Raw genomic sequence first — 17,194 nt, 5'->3', positions numbered from 1 at the left:
ACCGGAGACGCTGCATGACGCCCCGCTACGTGCTGGCCATCGACCAGGGCACCACCAGTTCGCGCGCGATCCTGTTCGACCGTGCCGGCGACATCGTCGGCAGTGCGCAGCGCGAGTTCGCGCAGATCTTTCCGCAACCGGGCTGGGTCGAGCATGATCCACGCGAGATCCTCACCAGCGTCTATGCCACGCTGACCGAACTGCTCAGCCGCGGGCAGATCGACCCGCGCCATATCGCCGCACTGGGCATCACCAACCAGCGTGAAACCACCGTGGTCTGGGACCGGGCCACCGGCCAGCCGATCCACAACGCCATCGTCTGGCAGTCGCGGCAGAGCCACGCCATCTGCGAACGACTGAAATCGGAAGGGCATGAGGCGCTGATCCGCGAGCGGACCGGCCTGCTGATCGATGCCTATTTCTCTGCAACCAAGGTGCGCTGGATCCTTGACCACGTGGAGGGTGCGCAGCAGCGCGCCGAACGTGGCGAGCTGCTGTTCGGCACCATCGACAGCTGGCTGGTATGGAACCTGAGCGGCGGCCAGGCGCATGTGACCGACTACAGCAACGCGGCGCGCACCCTGCTGTTCAACATCCACACGCTGGACTGGGACGACGACCTGCTGGCCCTGCTGGACATACCCCGCGCGATGCTGCCGCAGGTGCGCGATTCCAGCGCGGTGTATGCACACACCCGGCCGCAGTTCTTCTTCGACCACCCGATTCCGATCGCCGGCATCGCCGGAGACCAGCAGGCGGCGCTGTTCGGCCAGGCCTGCTTCCAACCGGGCATGGTCAAGAACACCTATGGCACCGGCTGCTTCATGCTGATGCACACCGGCACGCAGGCGGTACGATCCCGCAACGGCCTGCTGACCACCATTGCCTGGGGCCTGGATGGCCGCGTGGAATATGCGCTGGAAGGCTCGATCTTCATCGCCGGCTCGGTGGTGCAGTGGCTGCGCGACGGCCTGCGCATGATCGAGCGTGCCGGTGACAGCCAGGCGTTGGCCGCGCAGGTACCTGACAGTGGTGGCGCCTACCTGGTGCCGGCGTTCGTCGGCCTGGGCGCCCCCTATTGGCGCAGCGACGTGCGCGGCGCGATGTTCGGGCTGACCCGCGGCACCCGCAAGGCGCACTTCGTGCGTGCCGCACTGGAGGCGATGGCCTACCAGACCCGCGACGTCCTTGATGCGATGCAGTCCGATGCGGGCATCGCACTGACCGAGCTGCGCGCCGACGGCGGTGCAATCGGTAATGACTTCCTGGCCGGCTTCCAGGCCGACATCCTCGGCGTACCGCTGCTGCGGCCGCGCTTGACCGAGACCACCGCGCTGGGCGCGGCCTACCTGGCCGGGCTCGCGGTGGGGTTCTGGTCCAGCCGCGAGCAGATCGCCGCACAGTGGGGTCTGGACCGCCGCTTCGAGCCACAGATGGAGGTGGCGCGGCGCGAAAAACTGTATGCGGGCTGGCAGCAGGCCGTGGCCGCTACCCTCGCCTTCCACGTCGATTGAAACCGCGTCCCCCCGCCCTGCTGCGACATCTGGGTTGACCTTGTAGAGCCGAGCCATGCTCGGCTGCCGTTGTTGGGGCGCCGCAGAAAAGCAGAGCCGAGCGTGGGCTCGGCTCTACAGGGAAGGCAGTGTCGACCAAGGTCGACACCCACCATTCAAATCAACAAACCAGCCGCAATCAGAACGCCGGCAGCACCGCGCCCTTGTACTTGGTCTCGATGAAGGCCTTCACCTGCGGGCTGGTCAGGGCCTTGGCCAGCTTCTGTACCCGCGCATCGTCCTTGTTGTCCGGGCGTGCGACCAGGAAGTTCACATACGGCGAATCCTTGCTCTCGATCGCCAGTGCGTCCTTGGTCGGATTGAGGCCGGCGTCCAGCGCGTAGTTCGTATTGATAAGCGCCAGATCGACCTGGTCCAGCACGCGCGGCAGCATCGCCGAGTCCAGCTCGCGGAACTTCAGGTTCTTCGGGTTGGCGGTGATGTCACGCTGGGTCGCCAGCGCGTTGGTCGGGTCCTTCAGCGCGATCACGCCGGCCTTGTGCAGCAGGATCAGGGCGCGGCTGTTGTTGCTCGGGTCGTTCGGGATCACCACGTCGGCGCCTTCGCGCAGCTCGGCCAGCGACTTGATCTTGCGCGAGTACGCACCGAACGGTTCGATGTGCACGCCGATGACCTTGACCAGATCGGTCTTGCGATCACGGTTGTAGGCATCCAGGTACGGCTCGGTCTGGAAGTAGTTGGCGTCCACCTGCTTCTGCACCAACTGGTCGTTGGGCTGCACGTAGTCGTTGAACACGCGCACGTCCAGGTCCACGCCTTCCTGCTTGAGGATCGGCTTGACCACCTCGAGGATCTCGGCGTGCGGCACGGCCGTGGCGGCCACCACCAGCTTCTGCGAGGGTTCGCCGGACGTGCCACAGGCGGTCAGGGCGAGCGCAGCGGCAAGCAGGGGCAGCAACAGGGTCTTCTTCATGGGCGGTGGGGTTCTCGTGGGGGAGTGTCAGGCGTTGTCGTAGTTGCTCAGGGCCAGCTCGAGCAGTGCCTTGGCCTGCTCGCGCAGCATCACCGGCTCGACGATCTCGGCATCCGAGCCGTAGTGCAGCACGTCCATCAGCAGCTCGCGCGAGACACTGTACGGCACCTTCAGTTCGTAGCGGCCGTCGGCCAGGAAGCGGCCCTGCTGCTTGGAGTGCCAGTGCTCGTCGGCCACCCAGCGCGCCGCCTTGGCACTGAACAGGATGGTCGCCCAGCCCTTCGGTGCGCCGGAGAAGATGCCGTAGCTGGCCCCCAGCTGCTCGTCCAGCTCGCTGTCGGCCACGTCGCGGGCGGTGCTGTCGACGACCCGCGCCTTGTGGATGCGGTCCACGGCGAAGCTGCGCAGGGCTTCGCGGTCATGGTCCCACGCGTCCAGGTACCAGTTGTCGCGGTAGTGGGTGAGGCGCTGCGGCGAGACGGTACGCTTGGTCGGCTCATCGGTGGAGCGGGCACGGTACTCGAACGCCAGCTGGCGGCGCTCCAGCACCGCCGAGGCCACGCTGCGGAAGCTGCCTTCATCGAACTTGCGGCCGCGGTGCGGGATCACCCGGACGCGGTCCACCGGCCAGTTGGAGACACCGGCCTGGGCCGCCAGCAGGCTCTCGATACGCTGCTGCAGCGGCGCCAGCACCGAGGACAGCACGCCGCCGCCAGTACGCGCCAGCAGGTGTTGCGAGGCCAGCAGGGCATGCAGCTCCTCCGAGCTGAGCCACAGGCCGGGCAGCTCGAAGCGGTCGCTCTCGTCGGCCTGGTAGCGGAAGCCGGCCTCGCCGTCGCCCTCGATCGGTGCCATCAGCGCATCGCGCAGGAAGGCCAAGTCGCGGTAGACGGTGGCGCGGGAACAACCGAGCTTGTCCTGCAGGGTCGCCACCGTCACCGGATAGCGCGCGGACTTGAGCAGACGATGCAGGGCGGTGATGCGTTCGTATCGGTCCATACCCCCGATTATGTCCGAGTCGCGGGTCTTGTGTGGGACGTTTGGGCTATCGTGGTCGCCCCCACCCCATGGAACGCCCGATGCGCCGGTTGCCCGCCCTGTCCCTGCTGGCCTGCCTGCTGCTGGCCGCCTGCGATCGCGCACCGGCGCCGGCCAGCACCGAAGCCCCGGTACCCGCGGCCGATCCGGCACAGGCGGTGCTGGGCGCCAGCCAGCGGTTTGCCGCCCTGCGCAGCTTCCACGCCGAACTTGAAGTGCTGGGCGCGGCGCAGCCGGTGCGCAGCGCCATGGACTTCGTCGCCCCCGACCGCTTCCGGGTGCAGACGCCGGCGGGACCGCAGACGATCATCGGCGACACCCTGTTCCTGCAGGCCGACGGTGCAGTCCGCCAGGTACCGACCCCGCCGGGCCTGCTCGAACAGTGGCGCAACCCGCTGCCGGCCGATGCCCTGCCCGCCGACCTGCAGGCCGAGGACCTGGGCAGCCAGTCGCTGGACGGGGTCGAGACCCGCCGGTATCGCCTGCGCGGTGCCCAGCCGGGCGAGCGCCTGGACTACTGGGTGGACGCCCAGGGCCTGCCACGGCAGATCGTGCGCAGCGGCAGCAGCAATGGCCGCAGCTTCCAGCTGCGCCTGCGCTATTCGCGCTTCAACGACCCGGCATTGCGCGTCGATCTGCCCTGAATGGGCGATCGCGGCAACGTTCGCTGAAGCGCGCTTTGGATCGATTCGGACCGCCATCACGCTTCCAGTATCATCACCGGCTGCCAACCGCTTCGGAGAAGCCTCGATGTCCCTGCGCGTGTCCCTGCTGGTCCCCTTGCTGCTCTGCGCCCCGCTGGCGTATGCGCAGGATGCCTCCGAACTGGCGGCGATGTCCTCGCCGTGGAGTGGCAGTGGTGGCGAACTCGGCTTCGCGTCGGCCCGTGGCAACAGCAGCACCGAGAGCTTCAACGGCCGCCTGCGCCTGCGCTACACCGATGGCGACTGGGTACACAGCATGGACCTGTTCGGCCTGCGCTCCAGCTCCAAGGTGACCGAGACCAACGATGACGGCACCACCACCCGCCGCAACAACACCACCGCCAACCGCTACACCGGCAGCGCCGGCAGCGCCTTGCAGCTGGGCGAGCACCGCCAGCTGACCGCCACGGTACGTACCGAGCGCGACGACTTCGCCACCTACGACCGCCAGAGCTCGTTCGGTCTGGGTTACGGCACCCGCCTGTGGAACACCGAGCGCTTCTCCTTCGATGCGCAGATCGGCCCCGGTGTGCGCCGCACCCACAGCACCGAGGACGACCGCACCCGCACCGGCATGATCGGCCGTGGCCTGTTCGACCTGAAGTACTCGCTGACCGACAACACCGACCTGGTGAACACGCTGCTGGTCGAATCCGGTTCGTACAACACCTTCGGCCAGAACGACTTCGGTGTCTCGGTGAGCATGAACGAGCACCTGGCGCTGAAGGCCGGCTGGCAGGCGCGTTACAACAGTGACGTGGCCGAGGACAAGCGCAAGACCGATACGCTGACCACCATGAACGTGGTCTACAAGTTCAAATAAGCAGAACGGGCGCCCAGGGCGCCCGTTTCGTTTTTGTAGAGTCGAGCCATGCTCGACTTGAGCGCGAAGCGCGGGGTTTTCCCGACCAAGAGCAGCCGAGCATGGCTCGGCTCTACAGAAATCGGGATCTCAGACGTCCAGCAGTTCGCCGGCGCCGGCATCGAGCAGCAGCTTCGCCACGCGTTGGCCCAACGCTTCCGGGTCACTGGCCGGGCCCACGGCCTCGGCGCGCACCGCGCGGCCATCGCTGGCACTGCCGACCAGCCCCTGCAGGTGCAGGTCCTGGCCCTGCCACTGCGCGATCGCCGCCACCGGCACGTGGCAGCTTCCATGGAGCGCGCGGTTCATCGCCCGCTCGGCTTCCACGCAGGCACGCGTCGCGGCGTCATCCAGGCCAGTGAACAGCGCCATCAGGCGCGCGTTGCCGCCATCACACTCCACCGCCACTGCGCCCTGCGCCGGGGCCGGCAGCCACTGCGGCGGCTGCAGGCGCGAGACGATGCGCTCGCCCAGGCCCAGCCGTTCCAGCCCGGCCACCGCCAGCACGATGGCGTCGTAGCCACCGTTGTCGAGCTTGGCCAGGCGGGTGTTGACGTTGCCGCGCAGGTCCAGCAGTTCCAGGTCTGGGCGCAGCGCGCGCAGCTGGGCCTGGCGGCGCAGTGACGAGGTACCGACCCGCGCACCGATCGGCAGCGCATCCAGCGAGGCATACAGGTTGGAGACGAAGCCATCGGCCGGATCGTGGCGGGTCAGCATCGCCGGCAGCGCGAACGGCGCGTCCAGTTCCATCGGCACGTCCTTCAACGAGTGCACCGCGCAGTCGGCCTCGCCGCGCAGCATCGCCAGCTCCAGTTCCTTCAGGAACAGGCCCTTGCCACCGATGGCGGCCAGCGAGCGGTCGAGCACTTCGTCACCGCGGGTGCTCATCGGCACCAGTTCCACATGCAGGCCAAGGTGGGCCTGGCGCAGGCGGTCGGCGACGTGTTCGCTCTGCCAGAGGGCGAGCGGGCTCTTGCGTGTGGCGATGCGGACGGTTTCCATCCGGTCATTATCGCGCCTTCGGCGCGGATACGGCCAACGGCGGAGCCCCTCGTGGCTGGCGCGAACGGCTGGGTCCATGGGCCTGGCCGGGCGGGGTGGGTTCGCGGGGGACGCCGTAAACCCATCCTTGGGGGCTTGGCCGCGGCATCCATGCCGCGGACACCCCCGCGAACCCACCCCGCCCGACCTCTGACAGTTTCCGTGCGCGTCAGCCACGGAAGATCAAAAGAAAAAAGCAGAAGCAAGAGCAACAGCCGGCGGCTTCCGGGGTCAGAGCCCTTTTCCGCAGGAAAAGGGCTCTGACCCCTATTTCCCACCCGATAACACCAATGATCTTGCTGTCCGACGCAGTAGACAACAAGAGGGTTGGGCCGGGGTGGGGTGGCGGGACCGTTGGCGCCATGGGCCCGAGGCATGCCTCGGGCGGGTTGGGCAGGACGCCCAACCCCGGACTTGCCGTGTGCGCAGGACAGCGCACACAAGCAAGGCGCCATCGAGCTTACAGGGATGTACTTGCAGCGTGTCCCGCCACCCCACCCCGGCCCGACCCCGCACGTAGCAACACCGAGCCATGAAACGCTGTTGCTGTTGCTGTTGCTGTTGCTGTTGATCTCGAAGCAGTCGCGGCCGCAGGCCGCGCGGAACACTCACAGATGCCGCAGTTCCTGCTTCAACGTCGCCACGCAGCGGCGGCTGACTTCCAGCGGCTGCTTGCCATGCCGCAGCACCGCCTGCACCTGCCCGCCCGTACCACGACGCAGCTCCACCAGCTCGTGGCGCGCCACCAGGCAGTTGCGATGGATGCGGATGAAACGACTGGCGAACTCCTCCTCCAGCGATTTCAGCGACTCCTCGATCAGGTCCTCGCCGCGCGCATGGTGCACCACCACGTACTTCTCTTCGGCCTGCAGGTAGTGGATGTCATCCAGCGGAATCAGCCGCAGGCTGCCGCGCAGGCGTGCGCACAGCATGCTGCGGGCCTGCTGCCCGCCGCTGTCCTGCGGCTGGCCATCGCGGCCGGCCAGAAACGTGCGTGCACGTGCGATCGCTGCAGCAAGGCGCTCGGCACGTACCGGCTTCATCAGGTAGTCGATGGCAGCCGCCTCGAACGCCGACAGCGCATGCGCGTCGTAAGCCGTGCAGAACACCACCGCCGGACGCGGCTCGAAGCTGGCCAGATGGCGCGCCGCTTCCAGGCCGTCCAGCCCGGGCATCGCGATATCCAGCAGGACCAGGTCCGGCTGCAGCTCCGCGCATGCATGCAGGGCCTGCTCGCCGTTGCCGGCCTGGGCTACCACATCCACGCCCTCCTGCGCGGCCAACAGGCTGCGCAGACGCTCGCGCGCCAGCGGTTCGTCATCGGCGATGACTACCCTCACGATCGTTCCCTCACTGGATCGGCACTGTCACCTGGCAGGCATAGTAGCCCTCGCTCCAGCCAGCCGTCATCCGCGCGGCGCTGCCGAAGCGCCAGGCCAGCCGATGACCAATGCTGTGCTGGGCATGTCCGGCACCACGCGCCAGTGCCAGCCCCGGTGCCTGCGGGTCCGGCGCGGGATTCCGCACCTGGATCTGCAGTTCATTGCCGTCGCGGTGCAGCTGCAGCTCGATGGTGCCGCCCTCGGGCAGGCGTGAAATGCCATGCAGCACGGCGTTTTCCACCAGTGGCTGAAGTACCAGCCTCGGCAGTGGCAGGTCCCACGGCAGCGGCTCGTCGCGTTGCCAGCGCACCTGCAGGCGTTCGCCCAGGCGCAGCGATTCAATCGACAGATAGCGCTCGGCCAGCTCGCATTCGTCGCGCAGGGTGGAGTCGCCCTCGCCCGCGCCCAGCGCGGCACGGAACAGGTCGGACAGGTCCAGCACCGCGCGTTCGGCCACCGCCGGATCGCGATGCAGCAGGCTGGCGATCAGGTTCATGCTGTTGAACAGGAAATGCGGGCGGATGCGCGCCTGCAGCGCGTCAGCCTGCGCGCGCGCGTTGGCCTGCACCTGCGCCGCCCAGCGATCGCTCACGTAGAAGTAGCGCAGGGCCAGCGCGGCGATCAGTGCCGTGGTCGCCGCACTGCCAAGGGTGAAGCGCCAGAAGCTGATGCCGCGGGCGAAGCTGTCGCCCAGCACCGCGTAGAGTGCGTGCACGATGCCGGCGCAGACCACCGCGATCAGGGTCGCCAGCGCGATCGCCGCGATGGCACCCAGCATCTGCGGCAGCCTCGACAACGCCTGCCGCAGCAGGCACAGGCTGGCGGTCACCGCCAGCGCCAGCCACAGCGCAAAGCCGCTGGCCGACAACAGTTCGCCGAAGGTCCAATGACGACTGCCATCCGGAGCCAGGGCCAGCACCACCACCACCAGCTCGGCCAGGCCGAGCATCGCCGCCAGCCGCGGCAGGCGGCACAGTTCCGGCATCCACGGCGGTGTGCTGGCCGGGGGCATGGCTCAGGCGGCGCCCAGCCGTTCCTGCAACCAGTCACCCAGCGCCTGGATCTCTTCAGCGCAGACCTGGTGGGCCATCGGGTAGCTGTGCCATTCCACGTCCAGGCCCAGCGCCTGCAGGGCCTGCGCGCTGTGTACGGCCACCGCCTGCGGAATCACCGGGTCGATGCTGCCATGGGCCATGAACACCGGCACCTGCACCGCACCGTCAACGCGCTTGGCGCTCTCGGCTTCCGGCAGATAGGTGGACAGTGCGATCAGGCCAGCCAGTGGCGCAGTGCGCGACAGTGCGGCGGTGAGGATGATCGCGCCGCCCTGCGAGAAGCCGGCCAGGAAGATCTTCTCCGGCGCGATGCCGCGCTCGATCTCACGCGCAATCAGCGCATCCAGCTGTGCCACCGATTCCCGCACCCCGGCCATGTCGGCGCGCGAGCGGAAATCCATGCCGACGATGTCGTACCAGCCGCGCATCGGCACGCCGTTGTTGATCGTGATCGGCCGCACCGGTGCGTGCGGGAACACGAAGCGCAGCGCGGGCCAGTGCGGGCGTACCAGTTCGGGCACGATCGGCGCGAAGTCATTGCCGTCGGCGCCGAGGCCGTGCAGCCAGATCACCGACCACTGCGGCGATACGCCGGTTTCCTGTTCGACCGTTTGCAGCATGATGCGGCTCCTTCAAGTTCGAGCCGCATTATGCCGCTGGCGCGGGGCGATCAGTACAGCGGCGGTTGCTCGGCCGCTTCCCGGCGCAGCTGGGCGGCGCGCACCAGCACCGTCGGCGGAATGTTCTCCTCGGGAATGTCGAGCAGGCCCAGGCGATGCAGGAAGGCACCGGGGCCGCGCGAGGACGTCAGGGCGACCACCGGCACCGCCAGCACCATGCCGATCACCACCGGCGCCATCCAGGCCGCCAGCGACGGCGATACCGCCCAGGCCACCAGACCCATGAAGGCACCGAACACGCCCAGCCCGCCGTAGCCGCGGACCAGGGCCATCCACGAGATGCCACCATCGTCACGCTGCTGTGCGTCCCAGCCGGAATCGCGCCCGGACAGCACTTCGGCCACGCCGCGCGACTGCACGTACATCACCACAGGCGCCATCAGCGCGGCCAGTACGGTTTCCACCAGCATCGACACGAACGCGCGGATCGCGCCGCCACAGCCACGGCGGTCGACCGGGTCCAGCAGCATCGCCAGGTAGCCCAGCACCTTGGGCAGCAGCAGCACCGCCATGGTCGCGGCGAACAGGCGCACCACCTGTTCCTCGTCCTGGGCACGCCAGTACACGCTGGGGGACAGGTGCAGCAGGGCGTTGAAGTCGATGCCCTCCTGGAACAACGGAATGGCGATGCCGATCAGCATCAGCATCGCCCACATCGGCGCGGTGAAGTAATGGCCGATGCCGATCAGCATGTGCGTGCGGCTGATCCAGTGCAGGCCGCGGCTGCCGACCACCTTGCCGTGCTGCAGGTTGCCCTGGCACCAGCGGCGGTCGCGCACCAGCAGGTCGGTCAGCGTCGGCGGGCCTTCTTCGTAGCTGCCGCCCAGGTACGGCACCATGTGCGCGGCCCAGCCGCCACGCCGCATCAGCGCCGCTTCGACGAAATCATGGCTGAGCACGTGGCCGCCGAACGGCTTGCGCCCCGGCAGCGCCGGCAGGCCGGCGTGGTCGGCGAAGGCACGGGTGCGGATGATCGCGTTGTGGCCCCAGTAGTTGCTCTCGGCGCCATGCCACCAGGCCACGCCCCGGGCGATCACCGGGCCGTACACGCGGCCACCGAACTGCTGCATGCGGGCGAACAGGGTGCGGCCGCCGATCACCGACGGCAGGGTCTGGATCAGGCCGACATCGGCGTTGTGCTCCATGCCGGCCACCAGGCGCACGATGCTGTCGCCGGTCATCAGGCTGTCGGCGTCCAGGATCAGCATCTGCGGGTAGGCGCCACCGAAACGGCGCACCCAGTCGGCGATGTTGCCGGCCTTGCGTCCGCTGTTGTCGCCGCGACGGCGATAGAACAGGCGCGTCTGCCCGTCCGGCACGCGGTCGCGCAGTTCGGCGAAGACCTGTTCCTCGGCCGCGGCAATATCCTCGCGTCGGGTATCGCTGAGCACGAAGAAGTCGAAGCGTTCGAGCTGACCGGTGGCCGCCACCGATTCGTAGATCGCCTGCAGGCCCGCCAGCAGGCGCCGCGGATCTTCGTTGTAGGTGGGCATCAGCAGCGCGGTGCGGCTGTGCACTGTCGGCAGCGGCTTGTCCGGGTCGATGCCGAGGCGATAGCCACGGTCGAACACGGCGGTCAGGAAGCCGGCCAGGGCGCTGGCGAAGGACAGCGCGATCCAGGCGAACAGGCCAACGAACAGCACCAGCAGGCACGCTTCCAGCACGCTGATGCCATTGGCCGACAGCACCCGCCACATCATGCGGGTGGCGATGGCGGTCATGGCCAGGGTGCCGCCGAAGATGTAGAACCGGCGCAGGCCGATCAGGCGTGGCGAGGTTCGGTGGCGACGGACCTTCAGCGCACCCTCGCGCAGGGTCTGCTCGGGCATCGGCAGCGGTGATTCGGCGGGCAGCAGCGCCCAGCCGGCGTCGAGCCGGGGTGCATCCGCTTCTGCGTGGATGGTTTGCCCCCCCATCACCGCTTACTCCCCACGGTCGGCATGGCCGGCCGTCCCGGCCGGGCTGCATGCACGAGGGTTCCCGGCGCGCCTTCCCGGCGCCCGCACTTGTCCTGGCTGTGCCGGCCCTTGGCCGCACAGTCGCTGTCTGTCACTACCGGAACCCACACGATCTCCAACGGGGCGGAATCGAAAATGCGGCCCAGTCTAGGGCGCCGGATGTAAGCCGAGTGCGAAGGTCTACGCCGGGATTTATCCCCATTCAGCAAACAGCAGGCGACGCCGCGCCCTGCGGCGCGATGTCGCTTCTTTGCATGGTGTACTGGATCGTAACAAACGCGAACGGTTATCATTTCATTAACCAGGCAGGTCACCGTCTTCCGGACGGCTGAGACCCACCCAGCTGCGCCGGCCCGAACCGAGCGCCCTACGACCCATGGAAGGGGGGCCTGCCTGCTTGTCTGCGCGCGCCCGTCGCTTCCATCCGGTCCCTCTCATCCGATGGAAGCCGTCATGTCCCAGCTGTCCCGTTCCCGTTCCGCGCGCCTGCCGCGCACTCGCCTGGCCAGTGCCCTGGCCACCGCCTGCCTGCTGACCGTGCCCGGCCTTGCCGCCGCCGAGGCCAGCGCCGATGCCTCCACCAAGGACCTGGATACCGTGGTGGTGACCGCTTCGGGCAACCAGCAGTGGATCAAGGATGCGCCGGCCAGCATCAGCGTGATCAGCCGCGAGGACATCGCGCGCCAGCCGGTGCACGACCTGGCCACCCTGCTCAGCCGTGTGCCGGGCGTGACCGGCGGCCTCAGCGCCGTCGGCGAGCAGTCCAAGATCAAGCTGCGCGGCATGCCGTCCAACTACACGCTGGTGCTGGTGGACGGCAAGCGCATGGGCAGTTCGGCGTCGACCCACTACCGGCCGGACCTTGGCCGACAGGACCTGAACTGGATTTCGCCCGACCAGATCGAGCGCATCGAAGTGGTGCGCGGGCCGATGTCGTCGCTGTACGGTTCCGATGCCATGGGCGGCGTGATCAACATCATCACCCGGCGCATCGGCGATGAATGGAACGGCAGCGCGACGCACAGCTATACCCGCCCCGGCGATGACAAGCGCGGTGACACCCAGCAGATCGGCGCCACGTTCTCCGGCCCGCTCGGCGAACGCTTTGGCCTGCGCGTCGGTGCCAACAGCATGCGCCGCGACTCGGACCAGTCCAACGGTGGTGTCTACGGCAACGCCTACGCCGGCGAGAAGGATCGCAATGTCGACGCGCTGCTGCAGTGGACGCTCAGCGACGCGCAGGAACTGTCGCTGGAAGCCGGCCATGGCGTGCAGCAGGCCTTCATCGACGCCTCGCTGGAAAAGCAGGATGAAGGCGCCTGGGGTGCCAGCGAACTCAAGCGCAGCTCGCTGGCGCTCAACCACGATGGCACGTGGAGCTTCGGCAATTCGAAGATCAGTGCGTACTGGACCAAGTACAAGAACGACATCGGTGCTACCGGCCGTTCCGAAGCGACCGATACGATCATCGAAGGCAGCCTGACCACGCCATTCACCCTCGGTGTTGAACATCAGTTCGCCGTGGGCGGCCAGTGGAAGCGCCAGGAGCTGACCAACACCGACACCATCGGCCGCGCGCCGATCGACTATGCCGGCAATGCCGTCAGCGGCTCCGATCTGGAAGTGGATACGTGGGCCCTGTTCGTCGAAGACGAGCTGAAACTGCACCGCACCCTGGCGCTGACCCTGGGCGCGCGCCTGGACCATCATGGGAAGTTTGGCGGCCATGTCAGTCCGCGCGCCTACCTGGTCTGGCACCCGGCCGAACAATGGACGATCCGTGGTGGCATTTCCAAGGGCTTCCGCGCGCCCAGCCTGACCGAGAACTCCGCCACCGCCGCCACCCAGTCCGGTGGCCGTGGCTGCACCTCGCTGATCCCGCTGGGCTATACGCGCGGCGGCTGCTACATGGCCGGCAATCCGGACCTGGACCCGGAAACCAGTACCAACCGCGAGATCGGCATCAGCTTCGACAACGACCTGGTCGATGCCGGCCTGACCTACTTCCATACCGACTTCAGGAACAAGATCGAGTACGCCCCGCTGGGCAGGTTCAACGGCATCTGGTGGACGCGCATGAGCAACGTGCAGCGCGCGCGCACCAGCGGCATGGAGGGCAACCTCAATTTCCGCTTCGGCGAGCACTGGCGCTGGCGCACCTCGGCCACCTGGATGAAGGAAGCCAAGAACCTGACCACCGGCCGCAACCTGATCGACACACCGGAATTCTCTGGCTATTCGTCGCTGGACTGGACGCCCGGCACGGTGTTTTCCAGCAGCCTGTCGGCGCAGTACACCGGCAAGCAGACCGGCACGGCGACGACCTTCCTCAAGGCCTACACGCTGTATGACCTGACCGCGGCCTGGAACGTCAACGAGGTGCTGACCCTGCGTGGCGGTGTCAGCAACCTGGCCGACAAGAAGCTGTATGCGGAAGGCTCCACCGACTACTTCGTGGCCGGGCGCAGCTACTTCCTCAGCATGACCGCGCGGTTCTGACCAGCAGCATCCGCCGCGATCGCGCTGGCGACGGGCCAGCGCGATCGGCGGTGTTGCGGATTACTCGCTTTCCAGTGCGGCGGCCGGCGCCGCGCTCTGCACAGCCGCCGTGCGTGCACGGTCCATCGCTACCGCCAGTTGCTGGCGTGCGAGCAGCTGTTGTGCCTGCACCACTTCAGGTGTCGGCAGGAGCACCGGTCCCGGTGCGTTTTCCGGTGTAGCAGGTGTGGTCATGCAGCCTCCATGGACATCCCGCCGCCGCACGGATTCAGCGGGTGCGGCAGCGGAACTGCGCACCCTATCCTAAAAACAAGGCGGGTGGGTGACGGTGCGCCCCTGCGCCGCACCACCATGCAGGATAGAGCGTCACATTTCCGACGCTGCAGGGTGGATTCCTGAACCGGCCGCACCGTATCATGTAAACGTTTTCCCACAAGGACGTGTACGTCAATGAACACAGTCGACCTCTCCCGCTTCAGCCCGAAGTGGCAGTTCCGCTTCAACTTCTTCCAGCAGCACGGCGCACCCAAGGAACCGGGTTTCAAGCAGGCCTGGAAGGCGTTGTCCTTCGGCGACCGCCTGAAGGTCAACATCAACTTCTTCGCCTTCTTCTTCGGCTTCATCTACCTGCTCATCCTGGGCATGTGGCGCAAGGCACTGGTGGTGATCGGCATCGGCATCGTGCTGACCATCGTCTCGCTGTTCCTGCCGGATGTCGTCGCGCGTCCACTGTTCATCGCCATGAACTTCCTGGTTGCTTCAAGCACCAACTACAGCTACTACCTGGAGCAGGTGAAGGGTCGCGCCAGCTGGAACCCCTTCGAAGGGATGTTCTGAACCCAAGCCGTCACCGGACCTGGATCCGGTGCGCTGTGACCGGCTGAAACGAAAACGCCCGGCCTTGGCCGGGCGTTTTCATGTGCGCGTAGCGGACCTCAGGCCGCGCGGCGTGCCACGGCCACCGGCTCGGCCTGCAGGCGGAAGCGCGAGACCGCCACCGCCAGTTGCTCGGCCTGCTCTTCCATCGCGCGTGCCGCAGCGCTGGCTTCCTCCACCAGCGCGGCGTTCTGCTGGGTGGTCTCATCCATCTGCACCACGGTCTGGTTGACCTGCTCGATGCCGGCTGACTGTTCGCGCGAGGCGGCCGAGATCTCGGCCATGATCTCGTTGACCCGCCCGACCTGGCCGACGATCTCCTGCATCGTGCGGCCGGCGCCGTGCACCAGCTGCGCTCCGGCACCGACCTGGGCCACCGAAGCATCGATCAGCTCCTTGATTTCCTTCGCGGCACCCGCCGAGCGCTGGGCCAGCGCGCGCACCTCGCTGGCGACCACGGCGAAGCCGCGGCCCTGCTCACCGGCCCGCGCGGCTTCCACCGCCGCGTTCAACGCCAGGATGTTGGTCTGGAACGCGATACCGTCGATCACCGAGATGATCTCGGCGATGCGCTGCGACGATGCTTCGATCTGCTCCATCGTCTGCACCACCTGGCTGACCACCTGGCCACCTTCGCTGGCCACGCCCGCTGCGGAGCCGGCCAGGGTGTTGGCCTGCAGCGCGTGGTCGGCGTTCTGGCGCACGGTGGAGGTCAACTCCTCCATCGACGCGGCCGTTTCTTCCAGGTTGGCCGCCTGCTGTTCGGTGCGGCGCGACAGGTCGCTGTTACCGGCAGCAATCTCACCCGCCGCCAGGCGGATGCTGGCCGCCGACTGCTGGATCTGCCCGACGATCCCGGTCAGCTGCTGCACGGTGCTGTTGGCATCATCGCGCATCACCGCGAACACACCGTGGAAGTCGCCCTGCATGCGCGCGCTCAGGTCGCCTGCGGCAATCGCGCGCAGCAGCGTCGACAGCTCGGCCAGGTTGTGGTCGCTCACCTCCATCATGGTGTTGAGGGTCTGCACCATGCGGCGGAAATCGTGGTCGAAGCGCAGCGCATCACCGCGCACCGCGAAGTCGCCGGCGGCGGCCGCAGCCGCCAGTTGCCGGATCTGCTCATTGATCGCGGCCAGGTTGTGCTTGGTGGTGGCCATGGCGGCGGTGAACACCGCCTTCTCGCCCGGCAGTGCTTCCATGTCCACGCTGAGGTCACCTACGGCGTAGCGCTGCATCACCTCGACCAGGCGCTGGGTGACCGCATTGCTGGAGGCCACCAGCTGGTTGCTGTCGGCCACCATGCGGCCGTACTCGCCCGGAAACGCCGAGGCGTCCATGCGGTAGCTGAGCTCGCCGGCATCGTGGCGGCGCGCCATTTCCGCCTGCGCGGCCATCACGGCCTGCAGCTGGCCACGCATGCCCTGCATCGCCTCCAGCAAGCGGCCCACTTCATCGTTGCTGCGTGCCGGCAGCGTGCTGTCCAGCTTGCCGGCGGCCACGTCGCCCGCCACGCGCACGGCTTCGGCCAGCGGGCGGATCGCCAGGCGGCGCAGCAGCACGTAGACACCGGCACTGAGGGTCAGCGCGGCCACCACGCCAACCAGCAGGGTCAGCCACAGCAGCTGGCGGGCCTCGGCAACGATCACCGCATGCGGCATCACCACGCCCAGCGCGAAGCGCTGCGGGGCATCGCCCACGCGCAGCGGCACGTACACGCGTACGTTGCCGGCCGCGTCCGGGGTGAAGGCTTCAAACCTGCGGTCGGCGGCAATGTCGGCCAGCATGCTGCGGGTCAATGCGTCGCTGCGCGGCTTGCCGATCTCGGCCGCATTGGCCGATGCCAGCACTACGCCCTTGGGCGAGAGCAGTTCGACGCGGCCAGCGCCCATCGGCGTCAGCGTCGCCAGATGCTTCTGCAGCGCCGCCAGCGAGAAGTCCACGGTGAACACACCGAGGAACGTGCCGTTCTCCACGATCGGCGTGCTCAACGTGCTCATCAGCACCTGCTGGCCGGCGATGTCGTAGGCGTAGGGCTCGCTGACCTTGGGCAGCTTGTCGCGGCTGGGCACCACGTACCAGTCGGCCGAACCGTCGGCGGCTTCGGTGTAGTCGGTCATGGTCGACTGCTGCGGCTTGCCGTCATGCCAGGCCCAGTAGCTCATGTAGCGGCCGCTGGCATCGTGCATCTCGGTATTGGCGAACTCGGCATCCTTGCCATCGAAGGCGTTGGCCTCCCACATGGTGCTCTTGCCCAGCCATTCGGGGTGGGTGCGCAGCTGCTCGCCAATCACCGCGGCCAGGCTGGCGCGGTCGGGCACGTCGCCACGCGCGCGCTGGGCCAGCACGGCTTCAACCATCGCATCGTTGCTGGCGAAGGCGGTGCCCAGGTCGGCCGCGACCTGGCGCGCCTCGGCATTGGCCTCGCTGGTCATGGTCTGGCGCGAGGCATCGATCAGGCTGGCGCTGGCCTGGCGATAGATCAGGAACGCCGTCAGGCCGAAGCACAGCAGCGCGATGACGGCGGTACCCAGCATCAGCTTGTGGGCGATGCTGCCCGGGCGGCGGGCAGCGGCGGAACGGGAAGAAGGCATGGAAGGATCCGCAAGGCAGTT

Annotated in this window: 14 protein-coding genes; 5 read left to right on the top strand and 9 right to left on the bottom strand. The window is 67.6% G+C overall.

Annotation, left to right across the window (positions count from 1 at the left end; translation table 11 throughout):
• The first annotated feature begins 14 nt into the window (after nucleotides 1–14).
• Entirely contained in the window at nucleotides 15–1,514 is a 1,500-nt protein-coding gene (glpK, locus tag AC5P8Z_RS11330; RefSeq protein WP_286069993.1) for a glycerol kinase GlpK, read from the top strand.
• 178 nt (nucleotides 1,515–1,692) lie between these two features.
• Here glpK and AC5P8Z_RS11325 read toward each other — a convergent pair whose 3' ends face one another.
• Together AC5P8Z_RS11325 and AC5P8Z_RS11320 are read right to left on the bottom strand one after the other, a co-directional pair.
• Nucleotides 1,693–2,487, bottom strand: coding sequence for a MetQ/NlpA family ABC transporter substrate-binding protein (locus AC5P8Z_RS11325; RefSeq protein ID WP_286069994.1), 795 nt, complete (start codon nucleotides 2,485–2,487; stop codon nucleotides 1,693–1,695).
• 27 nt (nucleotides 2,488–2,514) lie between these two features.
• Nucleotides 2,515–3,486 carry a helix-turn-helix transcriptional regulator gene (locus AC5P8Z_RS11320; protein ID WP_286069995.1) on the bottom strand — a complete coding sequence of 324 codons (972 nt, stop codon included), beginning with the start codon at nucleotides 3,484–3,486 and terminating at the stop codon, nucleotides 2,515–2,517.
• An 80-nt stretch (nucleotides 3,487–3,566) separates the two neighbouring features.
• Here AC5P8Z_RS11320 and AC5P8Z_RS11315 point away from each other — a divergent pair, with 80 nt between their 5' ends.
• Together AC5P8Z_RS11315 and AC5P8Z_RS11310 are read left to right on the top strand one after the other, a co-directional pair.
• Nucleotides 3,567–4,169 (top strand): LolA family protein, encoded by a 603-nt coding sequence (locus AC5P8Z_RS11315; protein ID WP_286069997.1) that lies wholly within the window; start codon nucleotides 3,567–3,569, stop codon nucleotides 4,167–4,169.
• Between the two features lie 106 nt (nucleotides 4,170–4,275).
• Nucleotides 4,276–5,052: a DUF481 domain-containing protein gene (locus AC5P8Z_RS11310; RefSeq protein ID WP_286069999.1), complete on the top strand. Its 777-nt coding sequence runs from the start codon at nucleotides 4,276–4,278 to the stop codon at nucleotides 5,050–5,052.
• Nucleotides 5,053–5,181: 129 nt separating this feature from the next.
• Here the strand turns inward: AC5P8Z_RS11310 and hemC are convergent, their stop codons facing one another.
• The 5 genes from hemC to mdoH form a co-directional block, all read right to left on the bottom strand.
• A complete protein-coding gene (hemC, locus tag AC5P8Z_RS11305; protein ID WP_495229056.1) occupies nucleotides 5,182–6,093 on the bottom strand; it encodes a hydroxymethylbilane synthase in 912 nt (303 codons plus the stop codon).
• Between the two features lie 647 nt (nucleotides 6,094–6,740).
• A complete protein-coding gene (locus AC5P8Z_RS11300; RefSeq protein WP_495229055.1) occupies nucleotides 6,741–7,472 on the bottom strand; it encodes a LytR/AlgR family response regulator transcription factor in 732 nt (243 codons plus the stop codon).
• 10 nt (nucleotides 7,473–7,482) lie between these two features.
• Nucleotides 7,483–8,526, bottom strand: a complete 1,044-nt coding sequence (locus AC5P8Z_RS11295) for a sensor histidine kinase (RefSeq protein WP_495229054.1) — start codon at nucleotides 8,524–8,526, stop codon at nucleotides 7,483–7,485.
• Between the two features lie 3 nt (nucleotides 8,527–8,529).
• Nucleotides 8,530–9,189 carry an alpha/beta hydrolase gene (locus AC5P8Z_RS11290; RefSeq protein WP_495229053.1) on the bottom strand — a complete coding sequence of 220 codons (660 nt, stop codon included), beginning with the start codon at nucleotides 9,187–9,189 and terminating at the stop codon, nucleotides 8,530–8,532.
• Between the two features lie 50 nt (nucleotides 9,190–9,239).
• Complete coding sequence (gene mdoH / locus AC5P8Z_RS11285) at nucleotides 9,240–11,165, bottom strand: glucans biosynthesis glucosyltransferase MdoH (RefSeq protein WP_286070006.1); 1,926 nt, start codon at nucleotides 11,163–11,165, stop codon at nucleotides 9,240–9,242.
• Nucleotides 11,166–11,660: 495 nt separating this feature from the next.
• Between mdoH and AC5P8Z_RS11280 the strand changes: the two genes are divergently transcribed.
• Nucleotides 11,661–13,706, top strand: coding sequence for a TonB-dependent receptor domain-containing protein (locus AC5P8Z_RS11280; RefSeq protein ID WP_495229052.1), 2,046 nt, complete (start codon nucleotides 11,661–11,663; stop codon nucleotides 13,704–13,706).
• 60 nt (nucleotides 13,707–13,766) lie between these two features.
• Here AC5P8Z_RS11280 and AC5P8Z_RS11275 read toward each other — a convergent pair whose 3' ends face one another.
• Nucleotides 13,767–13,940, bottom strand: a complete 174-nt coding sequence (locus tag AC5P8Z_RS11275; RefSeq protein ID WP_286070008.1) for a hypothetical protein — start codon at nucleotides 13,938–13,940, stop codon at nucleotides 13,767–13,769.
• A 216-nt stretch (nucleotides 13,941–14,156) separates the two neighbouring features.
• Between AC5P8Z_RS11275 and AC5P8Z_RS11270 the strand changes: the two genes are divergently transcribed.
• Entirely contained in the window at nucleotides 14,157–14,543 is a 387-nt protein-coding gene (locus AC5P8Z_RS11270; protein ID WP_286070010.1) for a DUF2628 domain-containing protein, read from the top strand.
• Nucleotides 14,544–14,641: 98 nt separating this feature from the next.
• Here the strand turns inward: AC5P8Z_RS11270 and AC5P8Z_RS11265 are convergent, their stop codons facing one another.
• Nucleotides 14,642–17,173 (bottom strand): methyl-accepting chemotaxis protein, encoded by a 2,532-nt coding sequence (locus tag AC5P8Z_RS11265; RefSeq protein WP_295567055.1) that lies wholly within the window; start codon nucleotides 17,171–17,173, stop codon nucleotides 14,642–14,644.
• Nucleotides 17,174–17,194 lie beyond the last annotated feature (21 nt).

This window comes from Stenotrophomonas sp. YJH_SMC_17 (genome assembly GCF_059371655.1).
This window is presented reverse-complemented; position numbering and strand designations above follow the sequence as displayed.